Source organism: Ferrigenium straubiae, assembly GCF_051257895.1.
GTDB lineage: Bacteria > Pseudomonadota > Gammaproteobacteria > Burkholderiales > Gallionellaceae > Gallionella > Gallionella straubiae.
This window is the reverse complement of the sequence record NZ_CP194331.1, coordinates 1,033,481-1,054,783: the sequence shown is the minus strand read 5'-3', so window position 1 is coordinate 1,054,783 and position 21,303 is coordinate 1,033,481. Positions and strand designations below refer to the sequence as shown.

Genomic DNA, 21,303 nt, shown 5'->3' with positions numbered 1-21,303 from the left:
GGTGAAACCCAGGGTGGATACAGTGTTGTTTTACCCCTCCCACGGTTAAAGTCAATAATTCCTCAAACAGTCATCTGGCACACGAAACATTCAGATACTCCGTGCCGGCTGGCATTGATCCAGCATCCTATTCAATAATTGCGCGATGGTGTAACCTAAACGCCCGATTCCGATGACATTTGATGAAGTTGTTGCCCAGACAGGATGAGTGATAAGAATAAAGTTCCACCGGGTAGCGATGTTCCGGGCAATACCGGGACTAACCTGGGGCTAAGGGAGGATCTGCTGCTGCATGACCCGTTGCTGGACAGCCTGCTGGATGTCGCACGCATCCATGGCCGGCCCAGTACGCGCGCGGCACTTTCCGCGGGGCTGCCTCTCCAGAACGGACGCCTGACGCCTTCCTTGGTTGCGCGCGCGGCGAATCGCGCGGGGCTCAACTGCAAAATCGTCCGCCGCGAACTGTTCAAGATAGACGCCGTCCAGTTGCCGGCCATCCTCCTGCTGAAAGGGGATGAGTCCTGCGTGTTGCTGGGATGGGACGAACAGAACGGGCGGGCGCAGGTGCTGTTCCCGGAATCCGGGCAGACGGCGTTCGACCTGCCGTATGAGGAACTGGCGGCGCGCTACCTGGGCATCGCCATCTTCCTTCAGCCGCGCGTCAAATTCGATAGCCGCACCCCCGAGGTCGCGAAGCTCGCCAAGCGCCACTGGTTCTGGGGAGTCATGCTGGAGCAGTGGCAGGTGTACCGCGATGTGCTGACCGCCGCCTTTCTGATCAACGTCTTCGCGCTGGCGATTCCACTCTTCTCCATGAACGTTTATGACCGCGTGGTACCGAACCATGCGGTGGACACCCTGTGGGTGCTGGCCGTGGGCATCCTGGCGCTGCTGGGGCTGGACCTGCTGCTGCGGATGATGCGCGGACATTTCGTCGACCTGGCCTCGGCGCGCATCGATATCCAGCTTTCCTCGGTGCTGATGGAGCGCGTGCTGGGGCTCAAGATGGCAGCCAAGCCTGCGTCGGTCGGCGCGTTCGCCGCCACGATGAAATCCTTTGAAACGGTGCGCGACTTCATCGCGTCGGCAACGGTTTCGACCCTGATCGACATTCCCTTTGCGCTGCTGTTCTACCTGGTCATCGCGTGGATAGCCTGGCCGCTGGTGTTCATTCCGATCCTGGGTTTTGTTGTCGTGTTCGTCTACATCTACGCCATCCAGCAGAAGATGCACGAGCTTTCCGAGACTACCTATCGCGCTGCTTCGCTGCGCAATGCCACGCTGGTCGAGAGCCTCACCGCGATGGAGACGATCAAGGGTCTCGGCGCGGAAAGCCATGTGCAGGCCTCCTGGGAGAAGACGGCGGCATTCCTTGCAAAAACCAGCAACCAGTTGCGCATGCTCTCGCTGTCGGCGACGAACAGCGTGCAGACCGTCCAGCAACTGACGGGCGTCGCCGTGCTGATTGCCGGCGTTTACCTCATCAACGCCGGCTACCTGAGCATGGGCGGCCTGATCGCCTGCACCATGCTGACCGGGCGCGCGATGGCCCCGCTGGGACAGCTCGCCAGTCTGCTGATCCAGTACCAGGGCGCGAAGACCGCGCTCGAATCGCTGAACAAGCTGATGGAAAAACCCATCGAGCGCCCGCCCGAATCGACCTTCGTGCACCGCCCCGAGATACGCGGCAGCATCGAGTTCCGCAACGTCACCTTCGCATATCCCAACGCCGACCCGATCCTGAAAAATGTTTCGTTCAAGATCAATCCCGGCGAATCCGTCGTAGTGCTCGGGCGGGTGGGCTCCGGCAAATCCACCTTGCAGAAACTGGTCCTCGGGCTGTATGAGCCGCAGGAAGGTTCGGTGCTGGTCGATGGCATCGATCTGCGCCAGCTTGATCCCGCCGACCTGCGGCGCAATGTCGGCTGTGTGAGCCAGGATGCGGTGCTCTTCTACGGCACCCTGCGCGAGAACATCGCCTATGGGGCGCCCTATGCGGACGACTCTGCCATCATCGCGGCCGCGGAACTGGCGGGGTTGAGGGATTTCGTCAACAAGCATCCGCGCGGCTTCGACATGCATATCGGCGAGCGCGGCGAATCGCTGTCCGGCGGGCAGCGCCAGTGCGTCGCCATCGCGCGCGCCTTCCTGATGGAACCGCCCATCCTGCTGCTGGACGAGCCGACCAGCGCCATGGACTACACCACGGAAAGCGAATTCAAGACCCGCCTGGGGCGTTTTGCCAAGCGTTTCAGTCCCGGGAAAACACTGCTCATCGCTACGCACCGCTCCAGCCTGATCGACCTGGCGGAGCGCATCATCGTGATCGACGAGGGCTGCGTCGTGGCCGACGGACCCAAGGCCGAAGTGCTCGATGCCTTGAAGTCAGGGCAGGTGGGGAGAGCGTCATGACGACCAGCCGGAACACCGATACGGCGAAACCGGAAGCCGGGCAGGAGGCCAGGGCCGAAGAGATGAGTGCGAACAGCGAACCGGTCATGCAGGCTCAAGCGGAAGGTGCAGTTAAGCCAGAGGCCGATGTTCCGGTGCCGAAAGAAAAGCGGCTGCTCTGGGATGTGGCCGCGCAACGCCTCGCCAGGCTGCGCTGCTGGTGGAGCGCGGCTACCCGGCGCATCGGGACGCAGCTCTCCCGGCTGAACCCCACCGCGCAGCGTGTCGTCGAGTCACTCCCCTGGCTGAATGCGACTGCCGAGCGCATCAAGAAGCGGCTCGAAGAGCCGCGGCGGCAACTCCAGCCGCTATTCGATTGGCTGATCAACCGGGGCGGCGAAAAATTTGACGACTCGAAGCTCCAGGATTTTGTCGCCGAGGCCGATTATGCCATCCTGAGGCAGGAACCCATCCGCGCCCGGGCGCTGTTGCGGGCGCTGCTCTGGATCACCGGCATCTTCCTGGTGTGGGCGAGCTTTGCTCATGTCGATGAGGTCACGCGCGGCGAAGGCAAGGTGATTCCCTACAGTCAGATACAGGTGCTGCAAAGCCTGGATGGCGGTATCGTCTCGGAGTTGCTGGTGCGCGAGGGAAATGTGGTGCAAAAGGATCAGGAGTTGATCCGCATCGACCAGACCCGCTTCCTTTCCTCGGTGAAGGAGAGCCGCGCCCAGTATCTTTCTATGCTGGCCAAGGCGGCAAGGCTGCGGGCACTCGCCGAGGGAAGTCCGTTCGTCCCGCCCGAAGAAGCCGTCAAGGAAGACCCCACTACCGCGGAAGAGGAGCGCCGTCTCTACGAAGCAAGGAAATCGGAACTGGATGCCACGGTGTCGATTGCCAGGCAGCAACTGGCGCAACGCCAGCAGGAGTTGGTGGAGCTCAGGGCCAAACAGGTGCAGGCGTCCAACGCCTATGACCTGACGGCCAAGGAGCTGGCGGCGACCAAACCGTTGTTGGCCAGCGGCGCCGTTTCGGATGTCGAGATATTGCGCCTCGAGCGCGACGTGTCGCGTTTCCGCGGCGAGCGCGACATGGCTTCTGCGCAGATTGCCCGTGTGTCAGCGGCGATTGCGGAATCCACGCGCAAGGTGCAGGAAGTCGAACTGGCGTTCCGCAACGAGGCGCGCAAGGAAATGAACGAAACGCTGGCCAAGCTCAACAGCCTGAGCGAAGGCAGCGTCGGCCTTTCCGACAAGGTGGCACGCTCCGTGATCCGCTCGCCGGTCAAGGGCACGGTCAAGCGCCTCATGGTCAATACCGTTGGCGGGGTTGTCCAGCCGGGCAAGGATGTGATCGAGATCGTCCCGCTGGAGGACAATCTGCTGCTGGAAGCGCGGGTGCAGCCCAAGGATATCGCATTCCTTCGTCCGGGGCTCAAGGCCACGGTCAAGTTCTCCGCGTACGACTTCGTCGTTTACGGCGGCCTGGAAGGGACGCTGGAAAATATCGGCGCGGACACCGTGCTGGACGAGAAGGGCAATGCCTTCTATACCGTGAAAGTCCGCACCAACAAATCCAGCCTCGGGGAAGGCATGCCCATCATGCCGGGCATGGTGGCGGAAGTGGACATCCTGACGGGCGAGAAGTCCGTGTTGAGCTACCTTTTGAAACCTGTTTTGCGTGCCAAGAGCCGTGCGCTATCGGAGAGGTAAGATCAATGGAACAACCCCGGCATCTTTTCATTGCGCCGGTCGCCAAACTCAGGGCCAACTGGCAGGAAGCATTTCCGGGCGCCTCGCTGCGCGACAGGGTTCCGGCGGGCTCTGATGCCGATGTTGTGTGGGTGCTGTTGCCGGAAGAGGGCGATGTCGTAAAGTTGCTCACCGAGTGCCGCTCCGCCGTGGGCAAATTGCCGGTCGTCGCCATTTCCGATGTGCCTGCAGATCAACAGGGGCTGGCCGCCCTGGGTGCCGGCGTGGTGGGGTATTGCAACGGGCATGCCGCCCCGGCGGTGCTCCGGCTGGTTGCCGATACGGTGCGGAACGGGGGCTTGTGGGTCGGGCAATCGCTGCTGCAGCGGCTGCTGGCGGGGATAGCGCATGCCGCAGCCGCGAAATTCATCCCGCCCGAGCTTTCCGCCTGGGCGTCCGGCCTGACCGAGCGCGAGATCGAAGTGGCCCGCGCCGCAGCAAGCGGCCTCGGCAACAAGGAGATCGCCAGTCAACTCGATATCACGGAACGCACCGTTAAGGCGCGTCTTGGTTCGGTCTTCGACAAGCTGAAGCTGCGCGACCGCATGCATCTCACCCTGCTGGTCAACGGCATAGTCAAAAGCTGATTTCCCAAGCCGCCATCGCTGTGGGCGCGGTTCGGCGCATTGTACTTCAGTACAATGGATTCTCTTGCTTATCCTGTTAAATTGCCGCGCAGTTACAAACTCTAATACCTACTCGATAATTTTTTCAGGGAGATCGTCATGGCCGAAGTCGCTGCTGTCGCTAAAGCAACCAATGTTCAAGGGAAAGTCACCGCCACCAACGCCAAGTGCGAGGTGCGCGAGATCCACGAAGGCGACATGGTTGAAGCGGGAGAGGTCGTCAAAACGGCCGACGGCGCGAACGTTGAACTGCTATTGACCGATGGCAGCCTGAAACTGATCGAGGGGCTGCAGACCGTCACCCTTAACGACGAATTCCTGTCCACCGATGCCCTGAATGCCCTGGACAATGCCATCCTGTCCAGCAGCGCCGAAATCGACAGCGTCGTCAGCGCAATCAACAATGGCAATAGCCTGGATAAGCTCCTCCAGGAGACGGCTGCCGGCCTGGATGCTGGCAGCAACTCCAACAGTTCCGATGGCGGCACCAGTTTTGTGATGCTGACGAGCGCCGTTGAAACGGTTGCGCCGGCTCCGGCGTTTACCATGGATTCCAGCCCAAGCTCTGCACCTGCGCCGGTTATCGATCCGGTCGTTACCCAAATTGCTAATCAGATTGCCGCCCAAGCTGATGTGCTGGCTGCCGCTCAGGCTGCTGCCGAAGCACAATCCACGGCCGATGCCAAAGCTCCGACTCCGACCGCTACCCAACCGGCTGATGCACAAGCCCCAGCCGATACTACGGCACCAACCATTACGCTTGACGCACCCGCCGGAGTCAACGCGCCTGTCACCGGTACTGCGACGGACGCAGGCGGCACCGTCGATCAGGTTCAAGTCACCTTTACTGATATGGTGACAGGCAGCACAACGACCTCGAACACTACTGTGGATCAGACTACTGGCGGGTTTACGGCGCCGCTGCCTGCAACCACAGGCAATTACACCGTCACAGTTACTGCGACCGACGGTGCTGGTAATACGAGCACGACTGGCGGTACTCCTGTCGATCAAGTCATCGTTGATACCACTGCTACGGTTGTCGGTGCGCAGGCTGCTGCCGGCGCTGCTGCCCAAGCAGCCGCTCAGGCCGCCACCGATGCCGCTGCTGCACAAGTTGCTGCCGATGCCACTGCCCAAGCCGCTGCGGCTAACCCCACTTCTCAAGCGGTTGCTGCCGCTGCTGCCCAAGCCGCCGCCCAAGCTGTTGCTGCCAGCGCCGCCGCCGCTCAAGCGGCAGCCGATGCTGCTGCGGCTCAGTCCGCCGCCACGACTGCCGCTCAAACGACAAACTATGCCTCTGCTGTTGCTGCGCAAGCCGCCGCCGCTGCCGCGGCTCAAGCTGCTGTCGCAGCCGCTACCCAAGCGGCTGCGGCCACTGTAGCAGCTAACACCGCCGTTGCGGTTGTCAACGCCGCGGTCGCTGCAGACGCTGCCGCTGCCGCTGCGACTACTGCGCAAGCCGCCGCTGCCGCTGATGTTGGCGCTCAGGCCGCTGCTGCACAGGCTGCCGCTGCCGCTGCCGCAACTGCAGCGACTGCCGCTTCCACAACAGCAGCACAAGCCGCTGCCGATCTGGCTGCCGGAAACAATGCCGCAGCCGCAGCCGCTGCCGCGCAAGCTGCCGCACAGGTTGCCGCCGCCAACACCGCCGTTGCGGTCGCCAACGCGGCGGTCGCTGCGGACGCCGCAACTGCCGCTGCTGCCGCAGCCCAGGCTGCTGCTGCCGCTGATACAGGCGCACAAGCTGCCGCAGCCCAGGCTGCCGCTGCCGCTGCTGCCGCTGCTGCGACCGCTGCTTCGACCGCTGCAGTACAGGCCGCAATCGATCTGACTGCCGGAAACCATGCCGCAGCCGATGCTGCTGCCGCACAAGCTGCCGCACAGGCTGCTGCCGCCAACACCGCCGTTGCGGTAGCTAACACCGCAGTTGCTGCAGACGCCGCTGCCCAGGCTGCCGCCCAAGCTGCCGTTATCGCCGGAGATGTTGCCGATGTCGAAAGCGCCGCCCAGCATGTTGCTGATACGGTGGCAGCCGCTGCCGATGCGGATCGTGCGGATGCGATAGCTGATGCACAAGCAGTTAGCGCTGTTGCGGCTGCAAACGCTGCCACAGAGGCAGCCTTGGCGGCCGATGCTGTGGTTGCCGCGGATCAGAAGACTGCGATCGCTGATCAAGCTGCAGTTGAGAAACTTGCCACTGCATATGATGCTGCCGTAGTCGCAGTCGATGCATTAGAGGGGCAGAAAGATGCGGCTGCAGGATTGGTGAATAGTACGGATGCCGCTGCTGATGCGGCTGTAACCGCAGCTGCCAAGGCCGATGCCGCTGTGGCAGCCGATCAGAAGGCAGTAAGTGCAGATCAGGCTGCAGTTAGAACCTTCACCGCGGCATACAACCAAGCTGCCGCTGTTGCTGAAGCAATAGAAGCACAGAAAAATGCGGCTGAAGACGAGGTGGAAAGTACTGCAAGGGCTGCTGCGGATGCTGCTGCAGTCGCTGCTGCTGCAGATGCCAAGCTTGCTAAAGCGCAAGCGGCCTTGAATGCTGCACTTGAGTCTGACCATGATGATGACGATAAGCGCGATAACCGTGATAATCGCGATGACCATGACAACCGCAGCAAGAACGACAACAACGATAAAAACGATAAAAACGGTAAGGATGACCATGATGTAGACGATGGCGATGTGGCTGCCTTGCAGAAAGCTGTCGCGGACGCCCAGACTGCTGCCGACAGTGCTCATGTTGCTGCGGATAAGGCTGCAGATGCTGCTGCCAAGGCGGTAGTAGCGTATGAGTCGATTGAGCAGGCAGAGGCAAAAGCCGAGGCTGCTGTCGAAGCTGCGGCAAGCAGCTTGCAGGCAGCGCAAAACACATTGGCTGCCGATCAGGATAAGCTTGCTGCCGATATGCAGACTGCGAATGGGTTGCATGCCACAGCCGATACGGCGGTGGCTGCTGCGCAGGGTGCGGCAGCGGCATACGAGTCGCTTGAGCAAGCGGCGGCAGACGCTAAAGCTGCAGCCGAAGCTGCGGCAAGCAGCTTGCAGGCAGCGCAGGATGCACTGGTTGCGGATCAAGCGAAACTGGCTGCCGATACCGAGACCGCAAGTGACCTGTATACCGCAGCGGGTACGGCAATAGCTGCTGCGCAGGACGCCGTTGCTAAAGATAGCTTGGTCGATCTCGCGCAGGATGAGGCTCATGTCGCAGTCGGCACCGCGACGCAAGACTTGTTGGCTGCAGTGAGCGCCCTGCAGCAGCACGGTGGCAGCGGGTTGAATATCAATGATGTTCTTTCGCCGGAAACCGTTGATCTGCTGGTGAATGTGGCTTCCCCGGCTTCCGCAGTAACTGTCGCGGCAAGCAATCCGGATGCGACGGATACATTAACTGCCGAGCCGGATGTTGGTGCTGTGACCGAGCAACTGGCCCAGTTGCAAGCCATGTTGCAGAACGGTAATACTACCCTTCTGTCTTAAGATGTATTAGGGTGGCTTAAAATGGGGACGGTAACGTCCCTATTTTTGCTTTAAGTACCACACAGAAGTCAGTAAGTATGGCTACACCGTAAGCTACCCTTTCATGGTGTGCAGCGGGGGCACGACCTTGTGGGAGCGGGCTTGCCTGCGATAGTTTGTGTTCGCGGGTAAGCCCGCTCCTACAAAAAACGGCATATTTGCTGTAGCCATGATTTCTGATTGCTGAGTAATATGGTGACAAACGGTGAGGGCTTGGTTTTTTGTGCAATTGCGTTTTTCTACTGAGGATAGATGAATGAAACAGGCAATCCGCAGATTTGGCCAGATGGCATGTTTCATGTGGCTGTGTTTCGGCGTGGCGGCCGGCGCTCTTGCCGCTACTGACGGGATTGGCGTGGTCATGAACGTGGAAGGCGCTTTATCGGCCAAGGGGGTGGATGGCGTGCTTCGGCCGCTGGCGGTCTGGGCCAAGGTGCTCGCGGGCGATACTTTGTTCACCGGCAAGGACAGTTATGCGCGCGTCAAGTTTTCCGACGGCGGGCAGATCAGCCTGCGCCCGGTCTCGCAGTTCAAGATCGAGGAATATCATCACGACGAGCAGGAGCCGGGGAAAGATGCTGCCAAGTTCAACTTGCTCAAGGGAGGCTTGCGCGCCATCAGCGGATTGATCGGCAAGCGTGGCGATCCCGACAGCTACGGCGTCAAAACGCAGACGGCGACGGTGGGCATACGCGGCACCAAGTTCGGCGTGCTGTTCTGCAAGGGGGACTGTACCGATATTCCCCCGCCTGCCGACGGCAAACCGCTCGAGGATGGAACCCATCTTGACGTGCTGGAAGGGACGATCATCGTCAGAAACGCAGCGGGAAGCCAATTGCTGAATGCCGGGCAATTCGGTTTCGTGGGAAGCCTCAGCACTCCTCCGGTTATGGTTCCGGAAGAGCGCGGCGTGAGAGTGGATGTCCCCGCCAAGATTTTCATCGACAAGGTCAGGGGCGGTTCGGATGGAGAAAACCATGGAGCCGGGGAGACTACGGGGAATCCGGGTGAAAATGGGAAAGAGTCAGCTCCCCTGGTATGTCCGATCTAGCCTGGATTGCGCATAATCCCCATCTGCTGAATCGCGCCTCTGTGGCTGAATAAAAAACGGGATATTCATTGTCCCGTTTTTGTTTTGCGGGTTCCGGATTACTCGCGTGGAATAGCCGGACCCGTTGCGCCGTCGAAGCCTAGCCTGGGCAGCGTGGCCAGCTCCTCCGGCCGCTTGACGCCTTCCGCAATCACCAGCAGGCCGATGTTGTGGGCAATCTGGCAGAGCCCTTCGAGAAAGGCCTGGTTGCCGGATTGGGTGTCGATGCCGTTGATGAAGCTGCCGTCCACCTTCAGGTAATGCAGGCCGAGGTCATGCAGCGTGCCGATCCGGCTGAATTCGCGCCCGAAGTGCTCGATGCCGATGCGGCAGCCGAATTCCGCGAGGTCCTTGCGGAACGCACGGAAGGCTTCGAGATTGGCGAAGGCGCTGGCCTCCGAAACTTCCAGCCACAGGCGGCGGCAAAGCGTGGCATTCCCCTGCATCAATTCGCGCATCTTCTTGCGGAAGGCTTCTGATTGCAGCGATTCGCCCGAAAGGTTGACCGCGAGATCGGGCGAGCCGGGCTCTGCCGCGAGCTGGTTCAACGCGAGGTGCGTTGCGGCGAGATCCAGCTCCGCGGTCATCTGCAAACGGGTTGCCATGGGGAGGAATTTGCCGGCGGTATGCCATTCGCCTTCTTCGAGGAAGCGCATGCGCAGGGGGCACTCCTGATGCAGCAGTTTTGTCCCGCCAAAGCCGACGACAGGCAGGCCCACCAGGCGCAACCAGCCGTTCCCGATGGCCTGTCCCAGTTGCTCGGCCCACTGGGCGGCGGTGGTGCGCTGCTGTGAGCCGCTGGATGCTTGGGCACGGCGCGGCTTGTTGTCGCCGGAGGCCTCCGCCTCGGCCAGCGCGCCGTCGAGCATGCCCATCAGTTGCCCGGGTTCCTTGCCCTGCTGGTAGTCGCTGAAGCCGATGCGCACGACAGGCTTGCCATCGGAAAGGTGCGAGGTGTCTCTGGCGATGCGCTCGAACAACTCGTTCGCCAGCGCCTCCGCATCTTCGAGTCCGGGCAGCGCCACGGCGAAATCGGCACCGTTCAGGCGGCCGACAAGGTGGCCGGGATGCGCAGCCACCGAGGCTTCTATGCTCTTTGCGAATGCCTTCAGGAAACGGTCTGCATCCAGGCGACCGAGGCGCTGGTTGATCCCACCCAGGTCGACGATGCGCAGCAGGAGCAGGCTGCCCGTATTGGCTTGCTCGTCGGATTTCAGCAGCTCGGAAAACTGGGAAAAGAAAAACATGCGGTTGGCAAAGCCCGAGACCGAGTCGTAGTTGACCTCGCGGCGAACCGCTTCGAGCCGCGCCGCTTCTTCCTCGAACATGGTTTTCAGCCGGCCCACCATGGTGTTCATTGCGAAGGCGAGTTGCTTGAGTTCCGGCACTTTCGGCTCTTCGATCGTGCCGAAGCGCCGCTCGCATATTGCGCGCGCCTGATCGACCACCCGTCCCAGCGGCTCGCGCAGGCGCTTTAGGATGAGTGCGGCTACCCAGCCGCTGATCGCGCCGGCCAGCAACAGCCAGCCGGCCATGCTGGTAGCGCCTTTCCACAGCTCTCCGTAGGCGAACTTGCTCTGGCTGCGCAGCTCGATGGTTCCGTACTGCTTCCAGCCGTCGCTGATCTGCGCATGGCCGGGCGTGGGCTTGATCGGAAACAGGCGGGTAAACCACGCGGGTGCATCGCCGGTGTCCGGCGGAGACTTGCGCTCGACGATGGGCTTGCCCTTCGGATCAACAATCTGGATCAGCTCGTAATGCCCGCTATCGAATAATGCCGCGACATAGAGCTCGATGTTTACCGGGTCTTTGCTCTGCTGGGTGATGAGCAGCGCAAGCGCGCTGGCGTTGTCCTCGTTCTTGAGGATGAGTTGTTGCTCGAGGTAATGCCGCGAGGAAAGCAGGCTGACGACTGCGCTTCCCATGAACGCGAGGAGGGTGGAGAGCGCGACTGCCAACATGAGTTGCCGGAATAATGACATGATTACCTCGTTATCTTCTGTTTATGTTTATTCAAAACCTTCCGCGCGAGCGCGCGCCAGAAGTTCTTCCCAGCGCGAGAGGCGCTTGGTGCTGGTCGAACTGGCGGAGCCGCTGGCAGAGACTCCTGCCCATATTCCCTGGCCGTTGAAGCTGAATACCGGCGACAAGTCCTGGCGGCGTGATGCGGGGCGGATGTCGCTGAGCAGGTTGTCGAGAATCTGCGGCTCGGCATCCGGGTCGCTGTAGTAGGCCAGCACCATGTGGGCCTGTGTGATGTTGCTGGCGGTTCCGCCCATTCTGGCCTTGACGTAGATCAGCCGCAGTTGCGACACGTCCATGCCGGCGGAGAGCAGCGTAAAATACTTGGCGATGGCGTAGTCCTCGCAGTCTCCCTTTCCGTGCCCCAGCGATTCCATCGGGGTCGCCCAGTAATCGCTTTGCTCCCAGGCATCCTTGTCTTCCATGAACTGCATGCGCCGGTTCCAGAACTCGTTTACTTTCTGGATCTGCTGGTCGGGGTCGGCAATTTTTTCCGTGTCCGCCACCAGTTTTTGCCAGTCGCGGAATTTTTGCGTCGCCGGCGCCCCGAAACGCTGGGTGATGGATTTCAAGAGCCTGTCCGCATCGAAACCAGCCGCGCGCGCCAGCGAAAACAGCATCATCGAGGCGGCGAACAGCATTAACATACGGTAAGTTATTGAATGCGATTTCAAATTCTGGTGCGGCTTCCAAGCGGTGGGTTTGCTCATAAATCGGTATCTGCCGAAATGCACAATCATTATGCGGGATTTATCGGGTTCTGTAGCCTCGATTCGCGGCCGTTGTGCAGGTTTGCCGGATACCGTCCTCGCCGAAAGGCAAATTGCGGAAAATTCTAAATCAAAACGCTTTACTGAGACAGTATTTTGCGTATAGAGTCATCGCCTTAATTCAGTCAAGCGTTGATTGCAGGAAAAATATAAGAACAAGAACTCTGGGAATGCTGCGCAGGTACCTCGGCGCATATAAAAAAAATATTGGCGGGATATTCAGGGGGGAAGAGGTTGTGGCAAGGCATCGGACGACGCGTAAGGCAATAACGCTCTATTCGGCATGGGTGTTCCTCGCGGGGGGAGGGATGGGCACTGCAGCGGCGCAGCAGGAAACCGCCGCTGAAGCGAAAACCGGGGTTGCGCAGGAAGCGCAAGCGGCAGCGGAAACCAAAGCTGCGAAGCCGAAGACGCAAAAGGAAATCGAGGAGGATTTTGCCCGGAATGCCGCGCGCCTGAAGGCGGAACGAAAGGCTCAGGCGGATGCGCAGGCGGCAGCCGAAGCCAAGGCGGCGCAGACGAAAGCAGCACGCAGCGACATGCTGGTGGAATTCGCCCAGAAGGCCTTGCTGCAAAACCCCGATGTGCTGTCGCGCTGGCACAATTTCCAGGCGGCCGTCAGCGAAACTACCGCGGCGCGGGGCGGTTATTTCCCCCGTTTCGATATGGCGGTCGACAGCGGGCGTGAGCACGGCCAGTCCCAGATACTCAACAATGCGAACTACACGGTAAACACCAAAACGGTCACGTTTACGCTGACGCAGATGCTGTACGACGGATTTGCCACGCGCAACGAAGTCCGCCGCCTGAACAATGCGCAGCTGACGCGCTACTACGAGCTGCTGGATGCCTCGGAAAATGCTGCGCTCGAAGCGGTACGGGTGTTTTATGATGTGTCGCGGCAGCGCAAGCTTTTCGAACTGACCGAAGACAATTACGTCAGGCATCGCACCGCCTACGAACAGATCAAGCTGAAGGTGGTGGCCGGTGTGGGGCGGCGGGTCGATCTGGAGCAGGCATCAGGCCGTCTTGCCTTGAGCGAGTCCAACTTGGTGCTGGACAACGCCAATGTCCATGACGCGAACGCCCGTTTCCAGCGGGTGGTCGGGGAGCTTCCGCCCGTGAACATGCGCAAATCGCTTTCGCAGGCCAAGCTTGCCAGGCAGATACTGCCGAATGCCGCCGATGCCATCCTTTCCGTTGCGGTCGATTATCATCCCGCCATTCTGGCCGCGGTGGAGAATGTGCGTTCCGCGCGCTACGACCTGTACGGGCGCTGGGCAAAATATCAGCCGACGGTAAATTTGAGCGTTTCCCAGAATCACGGCAAAAATCTCGGCGGGATTGATGGCCCTACGAGCAACGCCACAGCCAAGGTTACGCTGAACTGGAACCTGTTCAACGGCGGGTCGGATAGCGCGCGGTCGAGCCAGTACGCCGAGCGGATGAATGCCGCCCGGGACCTGCGCGACAAGGCATGCCGCGACATCCGCATGAATCTGGCAATTGCCTACAACGACATATCGAAACTGCAGGAGCAGCTCAACTATCTGGATCAGCACCAGTTGTCGATCGAGAAAGCGCGCACCGCCTATCAGAAGCAGTTCGACATCGGCCAGCGCACCTTGCTGGATTTGCTGGACACCGAAAACGAGCTTTACCAGGCCAAGCGCAGCTACATCAATGCCGAGTACGATCTGGCCATTGCCCATGCGCGCACCCTCGCAGGCATGGGGCGGCTGGCCAACGCCCTGGGGATTGTGCATCTGGAGACTGCGGATTTGCCAGAGTTGCTTGGCACCGCTTCGGATGGGGCGGAGAATTGCCCGCCGGAAGCGCCTCTCGCAAACAACATTCGGAAGGCGGAGCTTGATGCACGCGCGGTTGAGGAAGCCAGGGCGGCTGTTGAAGCAGCGCGTGCGAAGGAAGAAGCCGGAAAAGAACAAAAGGCAAAAGAAGACGAAAAATTCCTCATGACTCCGGGTGAAGTCAAGGCGGCAGAAACCGGAAAACAACAGTCAGCAGAAGAAAAGGCAAGGCAGGAAGCGGAAGCACAGGCCGCAAAAATCAAGGCCAAGGGAGAAGCCAAAGCAGCAAACCCACTTTGATTTTGCGTATCCATCAACGCGCGCGAGGCCATTCAAATGAACATGTCGATTTGCCGTTATTTGATGCTCATTCCCATAATTGCCGCACCGCTGTCCGCATATGCCATGTCCGAGCTGCAAGTGGCCTGCTACGGGGAGGACCAGGATGCCAGGGTGACTCTCAACGGCGAGTTAGTGGGATATTGCCCGATTGAATTGAAGGTCAAGCCCGGCACGTTGAAATTGCGGGTGGCGAAAGAGGCGGACACCGGCCAGGAGCGGGTATTCGAGCAGGAACTCCAGCTGGGCGATGATGAAAAAAAGAAAGTGGAAGCCAGGCTGACGACCCGATTGCCGGCAGTGGAACAACGGCAGGAAACGGAGGCGAAACAGCCCGGTAGCCGTCTGGCATCCGTCTTGCGGGCATTCAAGGAGCAAGGCGTGGAGCCCGGCAACGGCAAGTCCTTCAGGGACTGCCGGGATTGTCCCGAGATGGTATTGGTTCCGCCGGGGCGCTTCATGATGGGCATGCCCGGTTTGCAGCAGGCGCAATCCATCGACCGGGCCTTTGCGGTGGGCAAATACGAAGTGACCTTCGCGGAGTGGGATGCCTGTGTAGCGGATGGCGGATGCGCCGGATACCGGCCGGACGATCATGGATGGGGACGCGGGCGGCAACCGGCGATAGATATCGGCTGGAGTGATGCCAAACAATATGTGCGATGGCTGTCGCAAAAAACCGGCCATGACTATCGCCTGTTGACGGAAGTCGAATGGGAATATGCGGCACGGGCCGGGACGACCACGGCCTACCCGTGGGGCGATGCCATAGGCAGCGGCAACGCAAACTGCGACGGCTGCGGCAGCCAGTGGGACGGCAAGCAGCCCGCGCCGGTCGGCAGCTTCCGGGCGAACGCTTTCGGTCTGCATGACATGAACGGCAACGCCTGCGAGTGGATTGAGGACTGTTACCTCACCTGCGACAGGCACATGATGCGCGGCGGATCGTGGTTCTACGATCCGCGCGGCGTGAGCTCCACCTTCCGCTACAGCGACAATACCGGCGCCCGCGACTTCGACGACGGCTTCCGCGTCGCCAGAACGCTCCCGTAGCACGTGCCATTTCAAAAAGGCCTCACGAAGAAGCCTCCACGAGGCGTTAGTGATCCTTTGTGCCGCGCCTTGCAATCCAGCCCGTCGGCGAAGGCGGGAAGAATGGCAAAAAACAGCTGCACGGCAAGCGCATTTCGGGTAAATTGCGCGCTTGTTTTTTGCAGCACATCCCATCCGGAATGTGCGCTGTTCCGCCGCTTCCATCAATTCAGGAGATAGTTATGACGCAATACAGCAAGCGCATGGTAATCGTCCATTGGCTGACCCTGGCGTTGGTGATCGCCGCCTGGTTCCTTGGCGATGAACTGGACGAGGCAAGGCATGAACAGGGCGCGACGATTGCCGGATACATTGTGCACGCGCTGGTCGGCGGAACGGTGTTGCTGCTGACGATATTGCGCCTGGCTTTCCGCAGCAAGGACGGCACACCGCCCCCGGCGGGCCAGACCCTGATGGATAAGGTGGCCAAGGGCGTTCATCACGCACTTTATCTCCTGCTCATCCTGTTGCCGGTGAGCGGATTTATGACCATTGTGACGAGCGATGTGGGCAAGGCCTTGCTGGCCGGCGATGCAACCCTGCTTCCCAAAAAATTTACCGGTGTAGCCCCCCATACCGTGCATGAGGTACTGGTGACAGTGCTGATCGTGCTGGTGGCGGTACACATACTGGGCGCGATCAAGCACCAGTTCATCACGAAAGACGGCCTGATGGAGCGGATGTCGCTGCGCAGGAAGTGATCCGTACGGAACGGATGCGAAGGGCGGGTTTTTCCCGCCCTTTTTGTTTCTGGATTTATAGCATCAGCCGGTTGTTCAGGCAGGTCTTGGCCTGCGCGAGCCGCGCCAGCGTCGGCAGCAGGTTCAAGCCGGTCTGCTCCTTCAATGCCTGCGCACTTTCCTTCAGGTCGTCGAAAGACAATTCGATAGTGTGGCCGGCCGCTGCCAGCGCCACCACGTTGCCGCTCTCGCATGAGGGAAACAGCAGCGCGCGATCCTCGAACGCTTCCGCGATTTGAGCGCAGGCCCGCTTGAAGCTGCGGCCATGCGTCAGCAGGTTTACCGCCATCACCCCGTCGTTGCTCAGGCGGCTGCGGCACGCCTGGTAGAACGGCAGGGTCTCCAGCGCCCCTGCGCGCGCATGCTGGTCGAAGCCGTCCACCAGGATCAGGTCGAATTTTTTGCTGCTGCCGAGCATGTATTCCACGCCGTCGCCGATCACGATGTTGAGCCGCTTCGGGTCTTCCGGCAGCTTGAAGAACTGCCGCGCCGCTGCGACCACAGCGTGCTCGATCTCCACCACGGTGAGATGCGCGAGCGGGTAGTGGCGGTACAGAAACTTGGTCAGCGAAGCCGCGCCGAGACCGATCAGCAGCACCCTGCGCGGCGCATCGCGCAATAGCAGCGCGGCCATCATCTCACGCGTGTATTCCAGTTCGAGGTTCCACGGCCGCGCGATGCGCATCGCGCCCTGTATCCATTCGGAGCCGAAGTGCAGCGTGCGCACACCGGCTTCTTCGCGGATTTCGATGGGAGTAGTCATGCCGTCTCTATAGTTGCGAGGCTGCTTCAGTAATTGATCTCGGCGGCAGCGTCATCCAACGCTACGGTAAATGCAGTGTGGGCAGGCATATAGGCCGAAATATCTAGGCCGATGGATATATGGTTTTCCGGCATGGGCAACATTATAGTGGGGTCGCCGGTGGAGCGGCGATTTTCGGAACAGCATAGAGGAATTTTTACAGGGGGTATTCGACTACTATTTTTAACGGGCGTGCGGCAAAGCCTCCGCAGAGAGGCGGCTGCCAGGGGAGAAGTCATGCGATTCTGGAGAAGAAGTTGCAGTTTGCTGGTTTTGTTGTGGGCGGGTTGCAGTGCGGGATGGGCGGAACCCGTACCGCAAACCGGAAACCGTTGTGAAACGGAAAAGGGCAAGCATCTCCTGTGGGAAAACGACGTGCTCACGGGGAAGCTGTTCGGCCGTTCGGACAAGTGGTACACGAATGGTTTCAAGTTCTATGGCAGCGACAAGCGGGATTGCATCCCGGATTATTGGCTCGGCTTTCTGCATGACTGGATAGGGGAATTGCGCGATGTACAGCCGGATGGGAATCCCGGTTACGCCATCCAGACGGGGCATGTCTTCGGGCAGTTGATGTTCACCCCGAAAAATCTTACCACCACCGCGCCGCAGCTGATGGACCGTTTCTGGGGCGGCTGGCTGTACGGCGGCATCGTGGTGCAGAGGCAGCCGCATGACAGCCGGCGCCCGGAAGGGCAAAACAGGGACGAACTGGAGACGCTGGAACTGGACGTTGGCGTAACCGGCCCCCTTTCGGGCGCCGAGCAGGTGCAGCGGGTGGTGCATGCGCTCAGCAATTCGACCATGCCGGCCGGCTGGGGCAACCAGATCAAGACCGAGCCCGGTATGCAGTTCAGTTATACGCGCATCAAACGTGTCTGGAAGTACCCGGACAGCATCAACTCGCACCTGGATTTTTCCTGGCACTACGGCGGCGCGGCGGGAACCCTGTTCGATTACGTGAACGGCGGCGCTACGTTCCGTTTCGGCGGCCGGCTGACGGATGCGGCGCCCAATGTGATCGAGAGCCCGTCCATCGGCCAGTTCAGGGCGCCCGACGACGCGCTGTATTTACTCGCGCGGCTGGACATGAAGGGCGTCGCCCACAATGCCTTCATCGACGGTAGCCTGCTGCGCGGGGAGCCGCATGCCTCCCATTTGAGCAGCAAGCGCATCGTTCCCCAACTCACTTTCGGCGGCGTGGCGGAGTGGAAATACAACGACGGCGGGCAGCAGGATGGTTTGCGCCTGAGCCTGCTTATTCACCGGCGCGGGTCGGAATTCCGCTCCCCTGCCGGGCCGGGAGCGATCTTCAACTTTGCCACGCTGAACGTCGAATGGGATCTCTGAGTCCTGCCTGAAGGCGGCGGCTCTCCCGCCGCCACCGGTTCAGCGCATGGTGAAAGTCATGCAATTGGCCTCGCTCTGGATCATCCCGACCTGGACGTTGTCCGCCATGCATTCGAGGTCGTCGTTAAACTTGCAACTGGAGGTCTTGCACGCACCGATGCCGGCGACCTGCTGGGCTTTCCTGATGTGGGTCGATCCCTTCAGAAAGGTATCGCAGCCGGGACGGGTGGCGTCGCCGATGGTAATGGCGCGCGCATGGCAGTTTCTGTCGACGTTATAGGCGCACTCGCTTGCCATGCATTTTTTGACCGTGGGCATTTCAATGCAAATCTTGTTCATGGGATAAGCTCCTTATCTGGTTGCTGATCAGGCCATTGAGGCTGGCCTGGCGGGGTGCCCCGGCAGGCCAGCAGAAACAGCGCCATGCTGCAGGGAGCGGGGTTCGTCAGCTTAGACGCCTGGCCGGATATTTCAATTAGCAATTCACCGTAGAGAAGAGTCCTGATCCGGCTTGCGCCGCGATTTTGTTGTGCGCTATTGTGCGGGCATTATTGGAGACAGCATGGCGAAAGCGAAAACGATTTATTCCTGTACCGAGTGCGGCGGGCAGACGCCGAAGTGGCAGGGGCAGTGCCCGCACTGCATGGCATGGAACACGCTGACCGAGTCGGTGGCCGAGCCGGCTGCGAAGGGCGGCAACCGCTTCAGCGCGCTCGCGGCGAGCGGCCAGGTGCAGAGGCTCTCCGAAGTCGAGGCGACGGAAGTGTCGCGCACGCCGACCGGCATCGAGGAATTCGACCGCGTGCTCGGCGGCGGGCTGGTGGAAGGCGCGGTGGTGCTGATTGGCGGCGATCCGGGCATCGGCAAGTCCACCTTGCTGCTGCAGGTGCTTGCACACCTCTCCAGCCAGCAGAACACCCTGTACGTCAGCGGCGAGGAATCGGCGCAGCAGATCGCACTGCGCGCGAAGCGGTTATCTCTCGATGCGCGCGGCCTGCGTTTGCTGCCGGAAATCCAGCTCGAAAAAATCCAGGCGACCATCGCTGCCGACAAGCCCGACATCGTGGTGATCGACTCGATCCAGACCATGTATTCCGAGCAGCTCACCTCCGCGCCCGGTTCGGTGGCGCAGGTGCGCGAATGCGCCGCCCAGCTCACGCGCATCGCCAAGAGCAGCGGCATCACGATGATCCTGGTCGGCCATGTCACCAAGGAAGGCGCGCTCGCCGGGCCGCGCGTGCTGGAGCATATCGTCGACACCGTGCTGTACTTCGAGGGCGACACGCACTCCAGCTTCCGCCTGATCCGCGCGTTCAAGAACCGCTTCGGCGCGGTGAACGAGCTCGGCGTGTTCGCGATGACCGAGAAGGGCCTGCGCGAGGTGAGCAACCCCTCCGCGCTGTTCCTGTCGCAGCACGGCGAACAGGTTGCCGGATCGTGCGTGATGGTCACGCAGGAAGGCACGCGCCCGCTGCTCGTGGAAATCCAGGCGCTGCTCGACGAGGCGCATTCGCCGAACGTACGGCGGCTGTCGCTCGGGCTGGAGCAGAACCGCCTCGCGATGCTGCTCGCGGTGCTGCACCGCCACGCGGGCATCGCCTGCTTCGACCAGGACGTGTTCATCAACGCGGTCGGCGGCGTGAAGATCACCGAGCCGGGCGCCGACCTCGCGGTGATCCTCGCGATGGTCTCCAGCCTGCGCAACAAGCCACTGCCGGAGAAGCTGGTGGTGTTCGGCGAAGTCGGGCTGGCCGGCGAAGTGCGTCCGGTGCAGCGCGGCCAGGAGCGTCTGCGCGAAGCCGCCAAGCTCGGCTTCACGCAGGCGATCATCCCCAAGGCGAACGCGCCGAAGCAGAAGATCGCCGGGATGGAGATCATTGCGGTGGAGCGCGTCGAGCAGGCGGTCGAGCGTATGCGTTAGGGGTCGCTTCCCCGCAAATTTCAATGGCCTTTGTGTATACTTGGGTCATTACGCAAAGGTGAAGACTGTGACGATAACCATTTCCGATCGCGCGCTGCTGGAACGGAACAAGTTGTTCCGCGATATCAGCCTGGAGAGCGTCGAGCACACCCTGAGAGAGTGCCAGCCCCTTTCCCTGAAAAGCGGCGCGACGCTGCTGGAAGTCGGCCAGAAAAACACTGCGCTCTACCTCGTGCTGGAGGGCGAACTGCGCGTCTACCTGCACGGCCGGGGCCTGCCGGTGCATGCCGTGCTGGGGCCGGGAGAATGCGTCGGCGAGTTGTCGTTGGTCGATGGAGGGAGTTCGGCGGCGCTGGTCATGGCGGCGCAGGATACGCGCCTGCTGGTGGTGCCGCATGAGTCGGTCTGGGCCATGGTGGACAAATCGCACACCATCGCGCGCAACTTGCTGGCCATCCTGGCTGGCCGCATCCGCAACGACAACCTGCTGCAGGTGACGGCCACCGAGGGCAGCCTCGAATTCGAGGTGGCCACCCACATCGACACGCTGACGGGATTGCACAACCGGAACTGGATGGACGATGCATTCTCACGCATGGAACAGCGTTGCGAGCGCAGCGGGGTTCCGCTCTTCCTGTTGCTGGCGGACATCGACAGTTTCGAGGCATTCAATAACAAGCACGGCAATCTTGCGGGCGATGGCGTCCTGAAGGGTGTGGCGCGGATATTGGCGGCAAACCTCAGGCCGCAGGACTTGCTGGCCTACCTGGGCGGCGACAGGTTTGCCGTGTTGCTGCCGGAAAAAGCGCCCGACGGCGCGATGAAAATGGCCGGGCGCCTGCACGAAGCTGTTACAACCCCTGTGCTGCGTTTCGGCAAGGGTGCCGCCGACGCTACCCAGCCGATTCATGCAGAGCATGTCGCGGTCTCGCTCGGCATTGCCGTGGTGCAGCCCGGTGAGGCGCTGGATGCGGCGCTGGCTGTCGCCGATGAAGCGCTCCGGCGGGCCAAGGCGGACGGCGGCAACCGGGTAATAATGGCGGCCTCGCGCAGTTGAGGCATCCGGCTTTGCGGCC

General features: G+C 60.9%; 15 protein-coding genes. 11 read left to right on the top strand and 4 right to left on the bottom strand.

All coding sequences use genetic code 11. The features are described from left to right. Positions 1-204: 204 nt before the first annotated feature. The 5 genes from ACRRNM_RS04905 to ACRRNM_RS04885 all read left to right on the top strand — a co-directional run bounded on the left by ACRRNM_RS04905 (position 205) and on the right by ACRRNM_RS04885 (position 9,344). A complete protein-coding gene (locus ACRRNM_RS04905; RefSeq protein ID WP_435627122.1) occupies positions 205-2,412 on the top strand; it encodes a type I secretion system permease/ATPase in 2,208 nt (735 codons plus the stop codon). Next, positions 2,409-4,103, top strand: a complete 1,695-nt coding sequence (locus ACRRNM_RS04900; RefSeq protein ID WP_435627121.1) for an HlyD family type I secretion periplasmic adaptor subunit — start codon at positions 2,409-2,411, stop codon at positions 4,101-4,103. The genes ACRRNM_RS04905 and ACRRNM_RS04900 overlap by 4 nt, the downstream gene beginning before the upstream one ends. Positions 4,104-4,108: 5 nt before the next feature. Next, complete coding sequence (locus ACRRNM_RS04895) at positions 4,109-4,729, top strand: helix-turn-helix transcriptional regulator (RefSeq protein ID WP_435627120.1); 621 nt, start codon at positions 4,109-4,111, stop codon at positions 4,727-4,729. Positions 4,730-4,867: 138 nt separating this feature from the next. After that, positions 4,868-8,254 carry a retention module-containing protein gene (locus tag ACRRNM_RS04890; RefSeq protein WP_435627119.1) on the top strand — a complete coding sequence of 1,129 codons (3,387 nt, stop codon included), beginning with the start codon at positions 4,868-4,870 and terminating at the stop codon, positions 8,252-8,254. 295 nt (positions 8,255-8,549) lie between these two features. Continuing rightward, positions 8,550-9,344, top strand: a complete 795-nt coding sequence (locus tag ACRRNM_RS04885; RefSeq protein WP_435627118.1) for a FecR family protein — start codon at positions 8,550-8,552, stop codon at positions 9,342-9,344. 98 nt (positions 9,345-9,442) lie between these two features. On the opposite strand, the gene ACRRNM_RS04880 is transcribed toward ACRRNM_RS04885, so the two are convergent. Together ACRRNM_RS04880 and ACRRNM_RS04875 are read right to left on the bottom strand one after the other, a co-directional pair. Beyond that, positions 9,443-11,365, bottom strand: a complete 1,923-nt coding sequence (locus ACRRNM_RS04880; RefSeq protein ID WP_435627117.1) for a bifunctional diguanylate cyclase/phosphodiesterase — start codon at positions 11,363-11,365, stop codon at positions 9,443-9,445. Positions 11,366-11,392: 27 nt separating this feature from the next. Continuing rightward, on the bottom strand, positions 11,393-12,052 hold the full coding sequence (locus ACRRNM_RS04875) for a transglutaminase-like cysteine peptidase (protein ID WP_435627116.1): 660 nt from the start codon (positions 12,050-12,052) through the stop codon (positions 11,393-11,395). 359 nt (positions 12,053-12,411) lie between these two features. Between ACRRNM_RS04875 and ACRRNM_RS04870 the strand changes: the two genes are divergently transcribed. The 3 genes from ACRRNM_RS04870 to ACRRNM_RS04860 all read left to right on the top strand — a co-directional run bounded on the left by ACRRNM_RS04870 (position 12,412) and on the right by ACRRNM_RS04860 (position 16,115). Next, positions 12,412-14,283: a TolC family outer membrane protein gene (locus tag ACRRNM_RS04870; protein ID WP_435627115.1), complete on the top strand. Its 1,872-nt coding sequence runs from the start codon at positions 12,412-12,414 to the stop codon at positions 14,281-14,283. 105 nt (positions 14,284-14,388) lie between these two features. Then, the gene (locus ACRRNM_RS04865) at positions 14,389-15,375 is read left to right on the top strand and encodes a formylglycine-generating enzyme family protein (protein ID WP_435627114.1); all 987 of its coding nucleotides are present in this window, start codon (positions 14,389-14,391) and stop codon (positions 15,373-15,375) included. Positions 15,376-15,596: 221 nt separating this feature from the next. Beyond that, complete coding sequence (locus ACRRNM_RS04860) at positions 15,597-16,115, top strand: cytochrome b (RefSeq protein WP_435627113.1); 519 nt, start codon at positions 15,597-15,599, stop codon at positions 16,113-16,115. Positions 16,116-16,170: 55 nt separating this feature from the next. On the opposite strand, the gene ACRRNM_RS04855 is transcribed toward ACRRNM_RS04860, so the two are convergent. After that, entirely contained in the window at positions 16,171-16,917 is a 747-nt protein-coding gene (locus ACRRNM_RS04855) for a fused MFS/spermidine synthase (RefSeq protein WP_435627112.1), read from the bottom strand. Positions 16,918-17,220: 303 nt separating this feature from the next. Here ACRRNM_RS04855 and ACRRNM_RS04850 point away from each other — a divergent pair, with 303 nt between their 5' ends. After that, positions 17,221-18,306, top strand: coding sequence for a lipid A deacylase LpxR family protein (locus tag ACRRNM_RS04850; RefSeq protein WP_435627111.1), 1,086 nt, complete (start codon positions 17,221-17,223; stop codon positions 18,304-18,306). Positions 18,307-18,345: 39 nt separating this feature from the next. Here ACRRNM_RS04850 and ACRRNM_RS04845 read toward each other — a convergent pair whose 3' ends face one another. Continuing rightward, the gene (locus ACRRNM_RS04845) at positions 18,346-18,645 is read right to left on the bottom strand and encodes a DUF1540 domain-containing protein (protein ID WP_435627110.1); all 300 of its coding nucleotides are present in this window, start codon (positions 18,643-18,645) and stop codon (positions 18,346-18,348) included. A gap of 223 nt (positions 18,646-18,868) precedes the next feature. On the opposite strand from ACRRNM_RS04845, the gene radA reads away from it, so the two are divergent. Both radA and ACRRNM_RS04835 read left to right on the top strand, forming a co-directional pair. Beyond that, positions 18,869-20,227 (top strand): DNA repair protein RadA, encoded by a 1,359-nt coding sequence (radA, locus tag ACRRNM_RS04840; protein WP_435627109.1) that lies wholly within the window; start codon positions 18,869-18,871, stop codon positions 20,225-20,227. Between the two features lie 67 nt (positions 20,228-20,294). Beyond that, on the top strand, positions 20,295-21,284 hold the full coding sequence (locus ACRRNM_RS04835; RefSeq protein ID WP_435627108.1) for a GGDEF domain-containing protein: 990 nt from the start codon (positions 20,295-20,297) through the stop codon (positions 21,282-21,284). Positions 21,285-21,303 lie beyond the last annotated feature (19 nt).